This window comes from Corynebacterium kroppenstedtii, from assembly GCF_016894245.1.
Classification (GTDB): Bacteria; Actinomycetota; Actinomycetes; order Mycobacteriales; family Mycobacteriaceae; genus Corynebacterium.
The window spans coordinates 542950-559665 of sequence record NZ_CP069792.1 but is presented as its reverse complement, the minus strand read 5'-3'; the positions used below and the strand labels follow the sequence as shown (position 1 = coordinate 559665).

Genomic DNA, 16716 nt, shown 5'->3' with positions numbered 1-16716 from the left:
ATACTGACGACGATGTTAGGAGTTGTATGTCTGACGCTTTATATACCGCACGCGTAACTTCAACTGGTGGTGGCCGGGATGGCCACGTAGCTAGCGATGACGGCCATATTGATTTGGACGTTCGCCCTCCGAAGGAGATGGGAGGGTCTGGTGACGGGACTAACCCTGAACAGCTGGTCGCAGCGGGGTGGGCCGCCTGTTTCAACAGTGCACTCCAGATGATCACGAAACAGAGTGGTGTCGATGTGAGCAAGGCTCCAGAAGTCGCCGTTGAGTGCTCGTTGGTAAAGGATGACAAAGACGGCGGTTTCAAGATTAACGCCACGCTAGATGTGACTCTTTTCGGTGTTTCTGATGATCAAGCACGTGAGCTTGCAGAGAAAGCCGATGCTATGTGCCCATACTCCAAAGCGTTCCGTGGGGATAGTGAAACGGTTGTAAGAGCTCACGTGGGATAGCGATGAGCGTGGCCACTGCCGAGAAGCAGGGCAGCGAGCGCACATAATGCAAGCGCCTCAGTGGAGAGATCGATTGCGTATCTGCCACTGAGGCGCTTAATTAAGTATAAGGAAGTGCTTATAGACACAAATCCCTCCCGGCGGCGACGTCATTCTCTGGTAGAGAACGCCATTGTTTCCGTCGCCGGAGGGAGGGGCGCATGGTGAGCGCTGGAAAGGATAAAAGCAGCACTCACGCTAGTCTTGCGCCGTAGTCTGGGTACGTTAAGGCGAAAGCCCGAGCAACACAGTCGATCAACCCTGGTACCCGCAGGAATGTGCGTTGACCAGTGCTGAACGCTGTCCCACTGCCTGAGCGATTGGCGAGGGTGGCTACGGCGCGACGATGTTACTTGATAAGGGCTCCCACGAGCTTGACAATGTTGGATGCTAGCCCTGAGATGTCTCCGAACCAGCCAGCGATGGTGTTAGCATCAATCTGTCCACCGAGATCTGAGGCTTTGGAGCCAGAGTTAACAGTGTCATCCATTGCGGACGCTGCGTCTGTCGCCTTGGAGTAGTCGAAGTTCATATAGTCCCCTTTCACTCGGGTTAGCTGGAATGTGGGTTGTTTTTAAACAAACTTACCGATGGTATCCAGGATGAATTCGACGATATTGACAGCGTAGCGGGCTGCGTCTTCATCAAAGTACCCGGGAAAAGGCTGCTGACCAGTAGGCATGTGTGACCTTTCGTTGTGAAACCCCGCCCTCATGGCCGGGGTTTAGAGTGAGTGTTACTCGAAGGTAATGGTTGAGTTGGCGTCGTTGAAGTCGCTGTGCGAGGCAAGAGGTGCCACGCGCTCGCACATCAGAGCGCACTTGCTGTCAACCTTCTGAGGACGGCCGTCCTGGCGGACGTCATTGGCGTTGTAGACGTTGACGGTACCGATAAGCTTCTCGCCAGCCTGGGTGCTATTGGGCGACTTGATTCCGAGATCAATGTTGATCTTGCCGTCCTCGGTCGCACGGTATGTCTGCCAGGTGTAGACCACGATGTTGCTGGTCTCGGTGGACTTCACGAGCCCTGCGCGGACCGTGTAGTACTGTCCGGCGGTGAACCCGGTGCCATCGGCCTTGACCTGAACGGTAGCACCGCTCTTGGCCTTGACAGCGTGGCTTCCATCGTCCTTGTTGGTGAAGGAGACGTTATTCAGGGCACCTTCGGCGTGGTCAGGGTTGACGGGGGATTCAATGACGTTTGATGGATCCCACCAACGCTGGGGCCAGTCCGCGCTCGATGCCATGGCTGGGGTTGCTGATCCAGCAACGACAGCGGTTGCCGCCAGAGTTCCAGCCGCGATACGGGAAATTTTTGACGTGAAAAGTTTCATTCTTAGAGCCTTCCGAGTGCAAAACCGATCATCGAGTTAGCGGCTTCGATAAGATAGGGTCCGATTTCCGTGACCCAGTGGAATGCCGGGTAGGGATCATTCGGTGGATCAAGTGGTTGGTATGCGTTCGGGTTGGTATCTGCACCCATGCTTTTCCTCCAGATGTGATGAGCTTTGTCGACGAGCGATGGAGCGCCCACAACGTAGGGGAAACTTATCGACGTCGAAGATATGTCCTGCTGTGCTCAGCGGTTGCGACACCTTATTCACGTCGTGTTTGTTCACGTCGTGTTCGCCACCGCAGGCTGTGCGCTTTTGCGTAAAAGCGCACTTGAGACCCCCGTGGGGATCTCAAGTGGGAACTTAGCCTTTTAGCCAGCGAGGCCCTTGACCAGGCCCATGATTGAAGAAGCCAGGGTCGTGGCTGAGCCGATCAAGCTGGTCAGAGTGTTGATATTGAAGCCGTCGAAAAAGCTGCTGGCATGCTCGCTAGCGGACGAAGCGGCGTCAGAAGCGCTCGAAGCGGCGTCAGAAGCAGTTGAAGCATGCTCGCTAGCCGTGGAAGCAGCGGTCGATGCGGAGTCAGACGCAGAGGACGCGGAGTCGGAAGCGGCCTGAGCTGCTTCTGCGGCGTAGGAAAATGCGGACATAACAATCCTTCCAAGTGTGTAGACAAAATGTCGTCGCTAGCTGATAAGGCAGTGAGCACCGATTTTTGCCATAGGCAGGCATCGGTTAGCCTCATCGCGCTTGTCGTTCCATAACTTACGAGGGTGACAAGGTAAAAGAAAGGGCAGGCGGAAGAATTTCATCTCGTGTTTACTTAATCGTGCCGGTTTATGAGAGCAAAGTTAGCAACTATGCGGCCCGCCCGTGTAGACATTTATGGGTAAAAATCCGTGTGAACTGGGGCAAACAGGATTCGATGTTGAGGACACTGTGCGCCGCCTGAATTCTGGGTGCCAATTCTTCCGTAGTGTTACACCTACTCCTATGTTGGGGTGATGGTAGTTAGGTTTGCGGAGTGTTTGGGTGATATCAGCATAAAGGGTGCTGGGTGTACTGAGTGGTGACCTTATGCGATAGATCGAAGGGCAGTAATAAGCTGACCGGTCTCCTCAGCATTCGTGACGGTTATCCGCACTCCGTTACCACTGAAGCATCGGACAAGAATATGTTCCTCCGCCAAGGCTTCGGTGAATGCATCAGATTGGTCTCCAAGGGCTAACCAGACGAAGTTCGCTTGAGACTCTGGAATGTCGGCTTCGGTCAGATTCCACCGAGAGGAGTGGATGAATTCCTTGATAAGGAAATCGCGCAAACGATGGCGCTGTGGAATGGTGCGAGAGACTCGCTCGGCTTTACTCTGAGGGCTATTAAGGCATGCGATGGCGGCATCGTGGGCGAGTGTGCTCACTGAGAAGGGGACCTGGGTACGGTTAAGTGCGTTAATGATCTCTGGAGCCCCAATCATGTAACCAACACGCGCGCCCGCCAGGCCATAACATTTAGAGAAAGTTCTAGCGAAGCAGACGTTAGGGTGACGCTGCACTAAGCCCAGTGAGTCTGGTTTGAGGTCCTCGTCGGTGTAATCCAAATATGCCTCGTCGATACACACCGTGACGCGATCTGGCACGCGGGTAAGGAAAGCTTCTAGTTCGTCCTCTGTAACAAGTGTCCCCGTCGGGTTATTGGGATTACATAAAATAATGAGTGACGTTTTGTCGGTAATGGCATCGGCCATGGCGTTGAGATCGTGGCGGTGATGGGCATCGAGCGGGACCTGAATAGGAGTGGCTCCACCAATTCTGCTGAGGATGGGGTATGCCTCGAACGACCTCCACGCGAAGAGTGTTTCGTCCCCGTCTTTACATGTGGCCAGAATGAGCTGCTGCAGAAGTGAAGAGGATCCGCATCCAACTGCCACTTCGTTAACGGTGACCCCATGTAGATCAGCGATAGCATGATGTAAAGGAGAGGTCGCCATGTGAGGGTAGCGGTTAAGAGTGTGGGCGGCGGATGTAATCGCTTCGATCGCGGCGGGGAGCGGGGGTTCAGAGGTTTCATTGCTGGCTAGGACGAGGGCGTCATCAGCCTTTTTTCCTGGAGTGTATGTGGGAAGTAGGTCTAAGTCGGGGCGGATCATTCTTGTAATGGTAAGCCGGGGAATATGCGGCGCAAAAGTGGAGTAACAGTACGGTAGTGGTCGTGGAAAGAATGTCGGTGGCTGTGCTGGTTCTTGCGCGTGTTGTTCAGGGGTGTCCCGCGTGCCGACGGCCTAGCTAGCGGTGTTTGTCTTCTCTAGTTGGTACCTGTAGTATCGCCTACGGAATTCGCGGCAGTCGTGTTGTTTCTCAATCAGTGGAAACCGATCGAGTTCGACAGCCTGCGCCGTGACTTTCGCTGGAGGTGTGCCAGAGCGGCCGAATGGGGCTCCCTGCTAAGGAGTTGACCCGCAAGGGTCCGAAGGTTCAAATCCTTTCACCTCCGCCATTAATGAGCGCCTACTTCGCTTTTCTCGGAGTAGGCGCTTTTTAATTCCGTAGTACTGGGGATGAAGCAGCCGGTTAACGTGGGTTTTTTCGGGCCAGTGCGTCCTATTTTTCCTGATAAATGAATGAATTTGGGGGTCTGGCTGGCTCTGTGTAATATATCTCCCTGTTGCGCCCGTAGCTCAACGGATAGAGCATCTGACTACGGATCAGAAGGTTGGGGGTTCGAATCCCTTCGGGCGCACAGTAAGCCCCTCACCGCAGCTGTACGGTGAGGGGCTTTAAATATTCGCACGGCTTCAGTAAGAGCGGAAATTATCACCGCGCTAAACGTGAGGTTGAGAAAGTGAGCCGGGGCTATCCCTACACCTTAGTAGACATAGCCCCGGCTGAACTCACTTTCCGACGGCGAGACCGGTTATTCGCGGCTCGACCGTGGTCAGAATAATTCCATTAGTTGGATTCGCCAGCGTCTCCGCCAATATTCGGAGCGATGTTGCCACTCAGGGGCAGGTTGTTATCGCCCGTATCTCCGGACAGTGGCAAGTTGTTGTTGGACAGTGGCATGTCACCAGAGAGATCGCCAGACAATGGCATCTTGCCTGACAAGTCGCCGGAGAGTGGCATATTCAGGTCATCTCCGGATAGCGGAGTATTGATGTCACCGACGTTTCCGGATAGTGGCATGTTGATGTCACCGGTATCCCCGGAGAGCGGCATGTTGATGTCACCCGTTGTTACTTGGAGGTGGGGAGCAAAGTCGCCGACCTGCTCGGGGAAGTTGACATTAAATGTGGGTGGTTCCGGGGCGGGAGCAGGTGCAGGTGCGGGCGCGGGTAGTCCTACATTGTTGAGCTCCACGAGGAGATCCTTGATTGGCCCTTGTGTGATCTCATTGATTTGGAGAAGGAAGTCCATCGTGTGTCCTTTCGGGAGAGCTTCAGGTACAAGCCCAGAGTGGAGGTTTTTCATCGGTCCGGAGCGCCTTTTCACCTCAAGTTTTTAATCTTGCGTGAGGTGGGTGGTGCCCCGTTCTGTGAACTACCTCTGTGGTTCAGGGGATGATTCGGAGGTTAAGTCATCCCTGCATGTGCTGCAACTGGATTTGAAAACATAAGCAGGTGGTGAATCGATCATATTTACGGCGTTGCGGATTGATTTTTTTGAAAAAATTAGTATCGCGCCTTCGGAAGGTGCGATAAGCTGTGCTTTTCTACCTTCTCTACCGTAGGTTACGGCTGCTTTATCCTCGTCGTACCGTTTATTAGCTTTACCCCTGTATGGAGGGTGATTCCGCCTTATGATTCTCGGGTGAATGATGCCCGCGCCAGAGTCCGGGAATAGCGGTAGGCGCAACCGATGCACACGATAAAGAGGACAACGCCACAGATAGCTGCTCCCGTTTCCCACTCATCTGGAGCAATCGCTAAAACGTCACTGTTTCCTGACGCGGCGATAATCCCAGCATTGAGCACACCAAAGAGGGATTCACCGACAATCAACCCCGTCGCTAGTAGTACCCCGAGCCGACGTGCAAGTTCTGGATTGCGTTGTTTCTTCGCCCAACGGTTGTAGATGTACCCAATGAGCGCTCCGATCGGGATAATGACTGTCAAAGAGCTGGGCAGGTACATTCCCATTCCCACTGCTAAACCAGGTAGTGAGTATTTACCATGAGAAGTTGCGGTCACAATCTCGTTGATGATGACAACGATGACGCCGATTACTGCTCCCAGACCGATCAATGACCAGTCTAATGAGTCACCGAAAATACCTTGCGCAACCGAAGACATTAGTGCGGCTTGGGGCGCCGCCAGTGCGTCATCTCCTGCGCCCGGTGCGCCGGCAAAGCCGAACCCGGACATCATCAGTTGAAGCACAGGGGGGATAATCGCAGATCCGAAAAGAACACCGACGACGAGCGCTACCTGCTGTTTCCACGGCGTGGCGCCGACTAATTGCCCCGTTTTCAGATCCTGTAGGTTGTCGTTGGAAATTGTGGCCACACCGAAGACAACGGCTGAGGTGAAGAGCGTATAGGCAATCAGTACGTCGGAATGAGAATGTGATTCGGCCCCCATAGCGACTTTAATCAGGAGAGCTGCGGAAATAACGACAATTATTCCGACGCCTGAAATCGGAGAATTTGACGCCCCAATCAAGCCCGCCATGTAACCGCAAATACTCGCTACGACGAGACCAATAAGCAGGATATAGGCAATGCTGATACCGATCAGCCCAGCGGTGTGGTGCGCGATGGACGTGTCTTTCACAAATAACCACAGCAATAGGCCGATGGGAATCATCGAGAAAATCGTTACACCCGCGACGACGGGGAACGGAATGTCTTGCTCAGTAATATCGACCGTTTTCCCTGAATGGCGAGCCCTCGACGACACTAAGGAATCTTTAATTCCTTTGGTGATGGGGCCAGTGATTTTAATAAGTGTCCATACAGCAGCGACGGCCATCGTACCAGCACCAATGAAGCGGACGTCGCTAGAAAATGAGTCGGACACGATGCTTTCTAGCCCCGAAGCGCCAGTTCCCGGCGGAATATGACCGGCTGTACGCAGCGGAAGCAGAACGCCGTAAGAAATGAGAAGTCCGACCACCATGGCAAATCCGACGGAAAGCCCCACTAAATGGCCCACACCTATGAGGGCGAGTGACAGTGATCCACCGATCATGGTCGCCCCTGAGCCGATACGGAACGCTGCCGAAATCTCTGACGCCACCGTCTTCATTGCAGCGAGCAACGCGTAGCCACCCGACGCTAACCCACCGAGGACGATCATTCGCAGCCCCATACGGTTTTCGTCCACCGCGGATGATGGCGCCGGCTCTGAGATATCGGTGGATGAAGTCACTGACGACTGTTCACCGTCGGTAACAGAATCGTGCGCGTGGGTATCCCCCACCTTTAAGACTTCCGCTGCTGCAACACCCTCGGGGTAGGGGAGGTCGGAGTGGGTGACGAGGGCGCGTCGTAGGGGTATGGAATACATCACGCCCAACATGCCGCCGATTGCACACAAAGCGGCCGTCTCCCAGTACGGAAAACCCGACCACCAACCGATCATGACTAGCCCAGGGAGGACGAAAATAATGGCAGATAATGTTCCCGCCGCAGAAGCAATGGTTTGAACAATATTGTTTTCTGCAATGGTGTGGTCTTTAAAATTCCGCAAAATTGCCATCGAAATAACGGCAGCGGGGATAGAAGTGGCAAAAGTAAGACCGACTTTGAGCCCAAGATATACGTTTGCCGCGGTGAAAACCAGCGTAATTAAGCCACCGAGAATAACAGTCCGAAGTGTGAATTCTCGGGTTGACGGTGCCCGCTTTGCTGCCATGTCCAGCGAACCATGGGGGTGTAGTTCAGGGTCCGCAGGAGCGGAGGAATCATTCTTTTCCACGATGACGTTCTTTCTTCCAAGCTCTTCTGGGGAAGCGTACCCGCGGTATTTTACTGACACGCTGAGTGTGGCCCGTACGATAGGCTCCATGCGTTTCTTAAACGGTACGGTCCCGCAGTACGAACTCACTTATGATGATGTCTTCATGGTGCCGTCGCGTTCCGACGTGGGATCCCGTCAAAAAGTGGATTTACACACCGACGATGGCACGGGGACAACAATCCCTCTTGTCGTGGCTAACATGACCGCTGTAGCTGGTAGACGTATGGCGGAGACAATTGCCCGACGTGGTGGGCTGGCTATCATCCCGCAGGATGTGCCCGCAGATATCGTTGCCAGCACCATCGCCAGCGTGAAGTCCTCCGACCTGGTTTTCGATACACCCATCACCGTGAAACCGCATCACACCGCGGGCTACACGCGTCATCTTTTGCCCAAACGTGCTCATGGAGCAGCCATCGTCGTCGAGAATGACAAACCCATCGGCCTGGTGACAGAAAAAGACCTGCGTGGCGTCGATAATTTCACCCAAGTAGGCCGGTTGATGAGCACATCATTGGTTACTCTTCAGGACGACACCACCCCGCAACAGGCTTTCGCCCGCCTCTCCGAGGCTTCGCGGAAACTCGCTCCCGTCGTCAGCCACGATGGAGCATTGAAGGGCATCATGACGCGCAAGGCGGCGTTGCGCGCCACGCTGTACAAACCTGCCGTAGATAACGACAATAAACTTCGCGTTGGCGCAGCTATTGGCATCAATGGTGACGCTACTGGGCGGGCGACCGCACTGGTTGAGGCCGGTGCCGATGTCATCGTTGTTGACACCGCACATGGTCATCAGCAGCACATGATTGACGTTTTACGCAAGGTAAAAGCCCTGGATTTGGGTGTTCCCATTGTCGCCGGAAACGTTGTGACCGCAGAAGGCGTGGAAGACCTTGCGGCCGCTGGCGCGGACATCATCAAAGTTGGCGTCGGCCCTGGTGCAATGTGCACGACTCGCATGCAGACCGGTGTAGGCCGTCCGCAGTTTTCTGCCGTGAAAGAATGTGCGGATAAAGCCCGTGAGGTCGGTGTTCACGTGTGGGCCGACGGGGGAGTCCGACACCCGCGCGACGTCGCCCTGGCACTGGCTGCCGGCGCATCCAACGTCATGATTGGATCATGGTTTGCTGGAACCCTGGAATCCCCGGGTGACTTGATCAAAGAGAATGATGACCGTGCGTATAAAGAATCCTTCGGCATGGCGTCTCATCGGGCAGTGGAGCATCGCAACCTGCATACCGAGGAATTCGAGCGCGCGCGCCGGTCGATGTTTGAAGAGGGCATTTCCCAGGCCCGGATGTACATTGACCCGGAGCGCCCAGGCGTAGAAGACCAGGTTGACCATATTGTTTCCGGTGTGCGCTCAGCGTTTACCTACGCAGGGGCGGACAGTATTGAGACCTTCCGTGAGCGGGCGATTGTCGGGATCCAATCGGCAGCTGGATATGCAGAAGGGCGGCCTCTGTCATCGTCGTGGAAGGCTTAGCGGGCACAGCGTAACGGCCGCAAGCCCACGGCGTAGCGGTCACAAGCCCACGGCGTAACGGCCGTAAAACCTTGTGCCTAGAAAACTTCGATCCGCGCGCCGAGATTCTCTGCCTGTTTAAGCTGATCCACCCAGTCAGCATCACCGGGGTGAAGCCGCAAAACCGGGCGCTTCCCCGTGCGCGCTTCGTACCGAATGCGTGACCGGTGCCCAGCGTCAGCCAGTTCCGCGACGGTAGGTGGCGTCGCCCCCAAACTCTTTCGGGCCTCCTCTAACATGGTTTGGACTTCTTCAATGGCGCGGAGTACCTCCTCCACGTTGTTCTCGCACATGGCTTCGGTCAGTCCGGGATCCGAACCGGCGACGCGCGTTCCGTCGCGGAAAGAGCCTGCGGCTAGGGATAATGCCAGCGCGCCCCCATTGTCGCCAGCCACCGCCAGAGCGTCAGCCAACACGTGTGGCAAATGAGAAATCCGAGCGACCGCCGCGTCGTGGGACTGTGCCCGCGCCGGGACCACCTCGGCTCCGACGTCGTAGGCGAGGTTCACCACGCTCATCCATTCGCGCAGCCACCGGCCGTCGTCACTGTTGTCTGCGGGCGCATTATCGAAGGTGACCACCCACGGTGCGCCTGTAAACAAACCTGTCTGAGACGCGTCCCACCCGTTGTGGCTTGTTCCGGACATGGGGTGCCCGCCCACGAAGCGGTCGTGCAATCCGCGCGCGCGAACCTCACGTATGACGGCTTGTTTCACGCTAACGACATCGGTAATTCCACAGGTGGGGGCGTGGTCGGCAATGCGGTCGAGCATGGTTCCCACAGCGCTCATCGGTGTGGCAATCACCACAAGAGCGTCCTCATCCTCGGCTCGTTTAAGGACGGCCGCGCAATCGCTCGACGCGTCGAAACCGTCGTCGATAATGTTTGTCACTGTGGAGTGCGTGCGATCCCATCCGAAAACTCGCCGCCCTCGGGCCTGTACGTCGCGCATGATTGAACCACCAATTAGCCCTAAACCGAGGATGCATACAGAGCGGTCCTCGTGGAGAATATGGTGCTTGCCGGGTGTTGTGGCTGGGTCGGGGTAGACGCCGGATGGTGTGGAGGTGCTCATTCTGACAAGTGTGGCACAGTCCGACTACGGTTATCTATATGAATGCGGGTGTGAACGACGACGGCCAGACTCCAACTTTTGCCGTTGCACTGACAAGCCAAGACGGGCAGTGGATAGGCCGGATCCTCCCTGAGCGTGCCTCGTGGGACCTTGATGTGGCCACGCGGGCGGTGCGCGATTTGCGCTCCGAAGGGCCTAGTTTTGGCATGGTGTGCGTGGATGATGACTGGTTTGTCCTCATCCGTCCTACGCCTCGGGGGACACAGCTTTTACTTTCCGACGCCACCGCTGCGGTTGTGGACGATTACGCCGCGGAAGTATTAGACGAATTGGATGTCGACGTCCCCGATATGGATCCTGATGAGCGGGCCGACGCAGAACCGTGGCCGGAAGGGGATTTGGAGATTCTCGAGGACCTCGGCGTTCCCAGTGACGTGTTGGCTGTGATTTGCGACGACGATGAGTTGTGGGCATCGGAGCAGCTCCTCCGCATTGCGGAGGAAATCAATGCGGATGAGGAGCTTGCCGACGTAGCGCAGCTCGATTACTAGGCCGCTGACGTGATTGATGCTGGGCTGCCACGTCCTGTTCCTGAGCAGCAGGCGGAACGGTGGATGCGAATGGCGTTAGATGTGGCGAGACAAACGCCGGCGGGCGATGTTCCAGTGGGTGCCGTGGTGATTGACGCGTCGGGCCATGTTGTGGGGCAGGGATGTAATGAGCGTGAATCCACGGGGGACCCGACGGCCCACGCGGAGGTCATCGCTCTGAGAAGGGCTGCCCGGAAGGTGGGCGACGGTTGGCGCCTGGATAACCACACTCTGGTGGTGACATTAGAGCCGTGCGTAATGTGCGCGGGCGCTGCGGTGACGTCCCGCATAGGAGGCATTATTTTCGGTGCGTATGAGCCGAAAACGGGGGCGTGCGGTTCGGTGATTGATGTTGTGCGTGATCCTGCGTGGCCTTTTCCACCTGTCGATGTCAGGGGAGGTGTGTTGGAGCGAGAATGTCAGCACCTTCTGGAGAAGTTTTTTGTCCAGCGTCGAGAGTGATCTGCGTCGGAACTGGCAAGGCACGAAGTGAAGCCGCCCCCTTTGGATACCTCTCAAAAAATTTGCCTAAAACGCGTAAAAAGGATGCATTGGAACACGAATATCGCTACGGTCGATAGCACAGGTTTTATCGACTACGAAATGAGGTTTAACGATGGATCTTGACAACCTGAAGGACAAGGCCAAGGACGCTATTTCCGACAACCGCGACAAGGTTGAGGACAAGGCTAACGACGTTGCCGACAGCAAGTTGGGCGACAAGGCTGACAAGGCGAAAGAAGGCGTCAAGAAGGGCCTCGATTCTCTCGACAAGTAATTCTTAGTGCGGAATTGTAGTTACCGCGTAATGACGTCGGTATCCTTGTTGAACAGGGAAAATAGGCGTGATTTTGGCTGCTTGGAGTCCTAGGCTAACCTAGTTCGCGGTGGCGTGTCCGAGCGGCCGAAGGTGCGGCACTCGAAATGCCGTGTGCGGTAACCCCGTACCGAGGGTTCAAATCCCTCCGCCACCGCATTATGTAGCCCCCAGCGGTATCAACCGTTGGGGGTTTTCGCATATGTGCTTCTCCGCTGTGTGCGCTGTGTTTTTAAGCTCGGGGATTGATGCAACGCGTATTTGCACGGGGGTGCCGTTATCCTTCATGGCGCTCCCGTTTTCCGAAAGTTCGCTGGACCGTCGTCGGCAATGTGAATTATCGCCTAAGAGAACAAGTCGAAAAGAACAAATCGTCTTGCAAGGGCTTTACATGTGTGGATCGTGAAGCTCTAAAGTATTTAGAAGATCAGGGATCCAAGCTAAACTTGCATCCACTAAGTCGCGAAATGGGCTGGGAGGACACCATGCCATACGGAGACGGAAGCCGGACGATCTCGGCAAATGTTGACAGCATTGCTTCTTCACAGAGGAGTACGAAGCGGGCGGCATGGGCCAGTGTGATGCTTCAGGGAATGAGGCTCGCACAAGCTAAGAGGCACCACAAGGAGTCTTTAGGAGAGTTACACCATACCCAGGACCAAATCGATGAGTCGATAGGAGAACTACGCAATATCCAGTTGCAAATTGAACGTGGGATACAGCTTATCGATCAGCGAAGCCAGCAGCTCATAGCGACAATAGAAAAGAGTGAAGATAATCAAGGGTACAGAGATTATGCGATGTGGGCGGGGAGTACACCAGAAGGAAAACTTTACGAATATACATATCGCCCTGAAGCTGAGAAGCGCATTCGTTTTATAGCTGCACTCAATGAGTTATGGCAGCGGAAAGTAAGTATTGCTTTCGCCGCCGCTGTTAATCACCTCAGTCAAGCGGAACAAGATCTCCTTCTTAAAGGTGAACCGATATATCGTGATACCGAGGAACGTGTTCTCCCGTCACCTCCTAATCAAGATACTAAATTTCCTGCAAAAACAGCGCTAATTAGGATTTTATACTTTGCGTTGTTTATAATAAGTGCTCTTACCCTCCAGTTTGTCGGCAGCATTGTTCTTGCTATAGTTTTTGCTATATTCGGGAATGATCCCACTACTCCGGAATCCGGTTTTGAGAAAGTATTACACGGATATTTTATAGTTTGCGTAATTCTTGCAGTGGGTGTTTGCTTCTACGTGCGATGGCTTATAAAAAGGCGCAAAGAAAGAGACTTGCAGAAATATTACAATCTGCTAGAGCAAGAGGCGGCCAGACTTAAGCACATAGATGACTTAAATGTGGCGAAGTTGAACGAATTGATCGACCAGGTGAGTCGTGAACTTGGATTTGATATATCCAAGATTGACGAAGTTATGGTGGGCTGGAATTCAAATTCGGCAGTTGCTCGTGCAGCTTCCGTAGCCGAATTTATGGAGAACTTCCATGTCAGCCTTCCTATGGCTCGCCTATGGCCCCCGCTTCCTGATAAGCCTATTGTTAGTGACTTTTCACAAACCAAACTTGCTAAGGATAGTGAAGACATTAAAAGCCTCGTTGATAGATTCGATTGGCGCTCGCGACAAGAGCTTTAATTACCATTTAGTTGCCGACTATTCACGGGCATTATTGTGATAGCCGTAATCCGTTCACGGTGTTTGCGATCGTTTTATCAATGTCATCGTGTCCAACTCATAATATGAGGTTTTATGGTTCAGCAGAGTCAGCGTTCGAGCAGCGTAGTGCTCATCGTCATTGGTTTGTCCCTAGCAATGTTTATGTTTTCGGTAAACCAGACGATGTTGAGTGTTGCGCTTCCGACGATCGTTGGAAGTCTGCACGGCGGTGACCATATCCTCTGGATCTCCACCTCATACATGCTGGCCTCGACGATTTTTCTTCCCATGTACGGAAAACTGGGTGACCGATATGGACTAAAGAAACTATTTCTTTTTTCTTTGGTCGTTTTTATTATTTCATGCATATATGGAACATTCGTTAACTCCATGATGGCGCTAGTTATCACCCGCTTTATTCAAGGCATGGGTGGCGGGGGCTTAGTTGTTCTTTCCCAAGCTCTCTTAGCCGCCGCTGTCCCTCGCCGAGAGCGCGGAAAGTACATGGGCTTCATCGGTAGCGTATTCGTGATTTCTACCGTCGCCGGTCCCGTCGTGGGTGGCTTAATCACCGAATATTGGAATTGGCGTTGGACTTTCGGCGTCAATGTTCCCTTCGGAATCGTATCCCTTTTATTGTGTCTCAAGTTCTTACAGGAGCCGGAGCCAGAAAAACAGTCCTCTCGTATTGACGTGGCCGGAATGGTTCTTATTGGTGCCGTGTCTACCTTCCTCGTTTTGTGCACAGCCTGGGCTGGCCATGGTGGCTGGGGGCAGCCCAAAGTTCTTTTCTGCATGGTTGGCGCAGCGGCGTGCATGGTGGCCTGTATGTGGGTAGAAAAGCATGCGGGTGACCCTGTCCTTCCCCCGTATATTCTCACCAACCGAAACTTTGTCCTCGCCACATTGATCGGCATGCTGCTCGCTCTGGGAACATTCGGCGTCACAACCTATATGCCTGCCTATATACAGATTGTTGAAGGAATTGACGCTGTTACCGCTGGTTTCGTCCTTCTTCCGATGACCGCGTTGATGTTCGCCTTTTCTCTCATTTCAGGATTCATGGTCAGCAAGACCGAAAAGTATAGGGTTTTGTTGGTCACGAGCGGCGCGTTTTGTGTAGCAGGATTTCTTGCGCTAAGTGCGCTCCACACTGGCTCGGGTGTATATGTCCTTATCGCTGTCTTATGTGTCCTGGGCGTCGGTTTCGGTCTTGGTACCCAGCTTTCTGTATTAGTAGTTCAAAACTCTTTTTCGACGAAGGTGATGGGCACAGCCACAGCGTCGAATAGTTTATTCAGGGATTTAGCGGGCACATTGGGAATGTCCGTTGTCGGGGCCTTTTTCGCCTCCCGTGCCACCGCGCGTTTTGCCGAAACCGGTACTGGGGTGTCATTCGCATCGCTGACTCCGGAGTCAATGAAACAGTTACACGAGCCTGTTCATGGCATCATCGCTCAGGCCTATCACGATGCATTAATTCCTGTTCTCGGGACGTTTGTTCCCTTAATGGTTGTTGTCGTTGTTGCAGCAATCTTTGTCCGGGATGATCGCCTACGGGATAGCGGAAACAGCGACCCGAGTGAGATTAACGACCCGAGCGAAATTGTGGATACTGGCCTGTAACCACTGGCTACGAACGCCTCGGTCGCCACCCCATAGCGCTTGATCGGAAAATATATAACAATTTGGGTAGATGTAAACCCAAAGGAGAGCTGACGAAGTATGAAAGCAATCGAAAGTAGCGAGTGGGTTATCGACGGAGCGCTAACCGTGTGGGAACCATCCGCTCAGATGACTGAGGCCCCCAAGCACACGCCGACGGATCCCACGCCCCCATCGTTTTTGCAGAAGGATCACATCCGAGGAGTTCTCACTCAACGGCAGGCAGGCAACACCCATCGCGCCTACACCTGCGCGGTGGCCACCCTCCCCGGACCACTGAACACGGAAGCAATGACCGTGGCAGTAAACAATTTTGTGCGCTCGCATGAGGGATTGCGGAGTACCTTCGTCGTCAATACGGATACCGCAGGCGGACAGGGCGCGGATGCTGACGCGCCCGACGCGGCCGCGGACAAAGCTAGCGGTGGTCAGCCTGAATTCGGTGGCGCATCAGTAGAACGGAGGACGGTTCCCTCATCAGCCATTGATCTTGTCCCGCGCGTTCTTGCGGAAGCACCCGATCGTGATCAGCGTAGCGATCAACCCGGGGAGAAAAACTCGGCTGATGGCACTGGCGGAACAACCGCGAACGACATTTTGAATGATTATTTACCAACGCACGCGGTATTCGATCACTTTCCCGGTTTTGTTATCGGTGCTGTCGATAAGGGGAAATCCTGCGAGGTTTTTTATGCAGTAGACCATGCTTTCGGCGATGGATTATCGTTGTGCGTGGGCATTCTTGAATTAATGGCAAGGTATACCGGTACTCCTGCCCCTGGTTTAGTAGAAGATTCGCACCCAAGCTTTGTGGAATATACCCGCGAAGAATATCAACGAGCTGCTGCGGTCACCCCTGATTCGCCAGGAGCGAAGCTTATGCAGGAGTTCGTCCAGGTCACGGGCGGTGCTCCACGATTCCCCCTACTTACTGGAATCAAAGACAATGAGCCCCAGCCTGTTAAAGAAACACAACCGGACTTCACTCTGGCCGACGCTGATGACGTAAAAATTTTACGTTCGTTAGCTCATGAGAACGGAGTTAGCTTTAGTACCGTTGTCTTCGCGTTGTTGGCGCTTGCAGAACATAAGGCAGCGAAAACAAGCCGGTATTCAACCATTGTGGTGAATAGCACGCGAGGAAAGAAATACGCGACCTCACAGGGCTGGTTCTGCAACTTCAACCCGCTGACATTTGATATAAAGGGTGAAACTTTCGATGAAATTTTGCCCACCGTTGCCCAGGCGCAGCAGAACATGCGCGAAGTTCTTTATGAACCTGTCCATGCGTCAATCATGCCGCTGTTAGCGGCTGGGGCAGTGGACGCGAGCATTTTCGATAGCCCGCAATTGGTTACCTATATGGATCTCAGCTGGTTCACGGAGCCCCAGGGATCGAATATTCGCCTGCTCACGGGCACCGGGAAAACGAAGAACGCCAGTTTATGGGTTTTCCGTAACCCCGACGGGTTGTTCGTCGGAAGTCAGGCTCCTGATAATCCCGTTGCTGCTGAATCATTGCGCACGTTCTTCCATGCGTTCCGCGAGGCGGTCCAGGACGCTGTTGCAGGCCGACAGTAACCGCCG

General features: G+C 54.0%; 16 protein-coding genes and 3 tRNA genes. 11 read left to right on the top strand and 8 right to left on the bottom strand.

The features are described from left to right. The first annotated feature begins 26 nt into the window (after positions 1 to 26). Positions 27 to 458 carry an organic hydroperoxide resistance protein gene (locus I6J23_RS02565; RefSeq protein WP_204582406.1) on the top strand — a complete coding sequence of 144 codons (432 nt, stop codon included), beginning with the start codon at positions 27 to 29 and terminating at the stop codon, positions 456 to 458. A gap of 388 nt (positions 459 to 846) precedes the next feature. Here I6J23_RS02565 and I6J23_RS02560 read toward each other — a convergent pair whose 3' ends face one another. The 5 genes from I6J23_RS02560 to hisC form a co-directional block, all read right to left on the bottom strand. Further along, positions 847 to 1029 (bottom strand): hypothetical protein, encoded by a 183-nt coding sequence (locus I6J23_RS02560; protein ID WP_046201908.1) that lies wholly within the window; start codon positions 1027 to 1029, stop codon positions 847 to 849. A 204-nt stretch (positions 1030 to 1233) separates the two neighbouring features. Next, positions 1234 to 1830: a hypothetical protein gene (locus I6J23_RS02555; RefSeq protein ID WP_046201909.1), complete on the bottom strand. Its 597-nt coding sequence runs from the start codon at positions 1828 to 1830 to the stop codon at positions 1234 to 1236. Between the two features lie 2 nt (positions 1831 to 1832). Beyond that, the gene (locus I6J23_RS02550; RefSeq protein WP_156441646.1) at positions 1833 to 1979 is read right to left on the bottom strand and encodes a hypothetical protein; all 147 of its coding nucleotides are present in this window, start codon (positions 1977 to 1979) and stop codon (positions 1833 to 1835) included. A 222-nt stretch (positions 1980 to 2201) separates the two neighbouring features. After that, positions 2202 to 2480: a hypothetical protein gene (locus tag I6J23_RS02545; protein ID WP_204582405.1), complete on the bottom strand. Its 279-nt coding sequence runs from the start codon at positions 2478 to 2480 to the stop codon at positions 2202 to 2204. Positions 2481 to 2905: 425 nt separating this feature from the next. After that, complete coding sequence (gene hisC / locus I6J23_RS02540; protein WP_204582404.1) at positions 2906 to 3976, bottom strand: histidinol-phosphate transaminase; 1071 nt, start codon at positions 3974 to 3976, stop codon at positions 2906 to 2908. Positions 3977 to 4235: 259 nt separating this feature from the next. Between hisC and I6J23_RS02535 the strand changes: the two genes are divergently transcribed. Together I6J23_RS02535 and I6J23_RS02530 are read left to right on the top strand one after the other, a co-directional pair. Further along, a tRNA-Ser gene (locus I6J23_RS02535) sits at positions 4236 to 4323 on the top strand. 170 nt (positions 4324 to 4493) lie between these two features. Further along, positions 4494 to 4566 (top strand) — tRNA-Arg (locus I6J23_RS02530). Positions 4567 to 4775: 209 nt separating this feature from the next. On the opposite strand, the gene I6J23_RS02525 is transcribed toward I6J23_RS02530, so the two are convergent. Both I6J23_RS02525 and I6J23_RS02520 read right to left on the bottom strand, forming a co-directional pair. Further along, positions 4776 to 5294: a hypothetical protein gene (locus I6J23_RS02525; protein WP_204582403.1), complete on the bottom strand. Its 519-nt coding sequence runs from the start codon at positions 5292 to 5294 to the stop codon at positions 4776 to 4778. A 326-nt stretch (positions 5295 to 5620) separates the two neighbouring features. Then, positions 5621 to 7678 carry an OPT family oligopeptide transporter gene (locus I6J23_RS02520; RefSeq protein WP_204582874.1) on the bottom strand — a complete coding sequence of 686 codons (2058 nt, stop codon included), beginning with the start codon at positions 7676 to 7678 and terminating at the stop codon, positions 5621 to 5623. A 151-nt stretch (positions 7679 to 7829) separates the two neighbouring features. Here I6J23_RS02520 and I6J23_RS02515 point away from each other — a divergent pair, with 151 nt between their 5' ends. Beyond that, complete coding sequence (locus I6J23_RS02515; RefSeq protein ID WP_204582402.1) at positions 7830 to 9272, top strand: GuaB1 family IMP dehydrogenase-related protein; 1443 nt, start codon at positions 7830 to 7832, stop codon at positions 9270 to 9272. Between the two features lie 77 nt (positions 9273 to 9349). On the opposite strand, the gene I6J23_RS02510 is transcribed toward I6J23_RS02515, so the two are convergent. Further along, on the bottom strand, positions 9350 to 10387 hold the full coding sequence (locus I6J23_RS02510; protein WP_412523850.1) for a prephenate dehydrogenase: 1038 nt from the start codon (positions 10385 to 10387) through the stop codon (positions 9350 to 9352). Positions 10388 to 10425: 38 nt separating this feature from the next. On the opposite strand from I6J23_RS02510, the gene I6J23_RS02505 reads away from it, so the two are divergent. From I6J23_RS02505 to I6J23_RS02475, 7 genes are all read left to right on the top strand, one after another. Then, positions 10426 to 10938: a tRNA adenosine deaminase-associated protein gene (locus I6J23_RS02505; RefSeq protein WP_204582401.1), complete on the top strand. Its 513-nt coding sequence runs from the start codon at positions 10426 to 10428 to the stop codon at positions 10936 to 10938. A gap of 9 nt (positions 10939 to 10947) precedes the next feature. Next, positions 10948 to 11439: a tRNA adenosine(34) deaminase TadA gene (gene tadA / locus I6J23_RS02500; protein WP_204582400.1), complete on the top strand. Its 492-nt coding sequence runs from the start codon at positions 10948 to 10950 to the stop codon at positions 11437 to 11439. Between the two features lie 154 nt (positions 11440 to 11593). Further along, positions 11594 to 11755 (top strand): hypothetical protein, encoded by a 162-nt coding sequence (locus tag I6J23_RS02495; protein WP_180962488.1) that lies wholly within the window; start codon positions 11594 to 11596, stop codon positions 11753 to 11755. 108 nt (positions 11756 to 11863) lie between these two features. Beyond that, positions 11864 to 11951: transfer RNA gene (locus I6J23_RS02490), tRNA-Ser, on the top strand. A 238-nt stretch (positions 11952 to 12189) separates the two neighbouring features. Then, positions 12190 to 13443, top strand: a complete 1254-nt coding sequence (locus I6J23_RS02485; RefSeq protein WP_204582399.1) for a hypothetical protein — start codon at positions 12190 to 12192, stop codon at positions 13441 to 13443. A 114-nt stretch (positions 13444 to 13557) separates the two neighbouring features. Further along, complete coding sequence (locus I6J23_RS02480; protein WP_204582398.1) at positions 13558 to 15090, top strand: MFS transporter; 1533 nt, start codon at positions 13558 to 13560, stop codon at positions 15088 to 15090. Between the two features lie 99 nt (positions 15091 to 15189). Next, positions 15190 to 16710, top strand: a complete 1521-nt coding sequence (locus I6J23_RS02475) for a hypothetical protein (RefSeq protein ID WP_204582397.1) — start codon at positions 15190 to 15192, stop codon at positions 16708 to 16710. Positions 16711 to 16716: the final 6 nt, after the last annotated feature.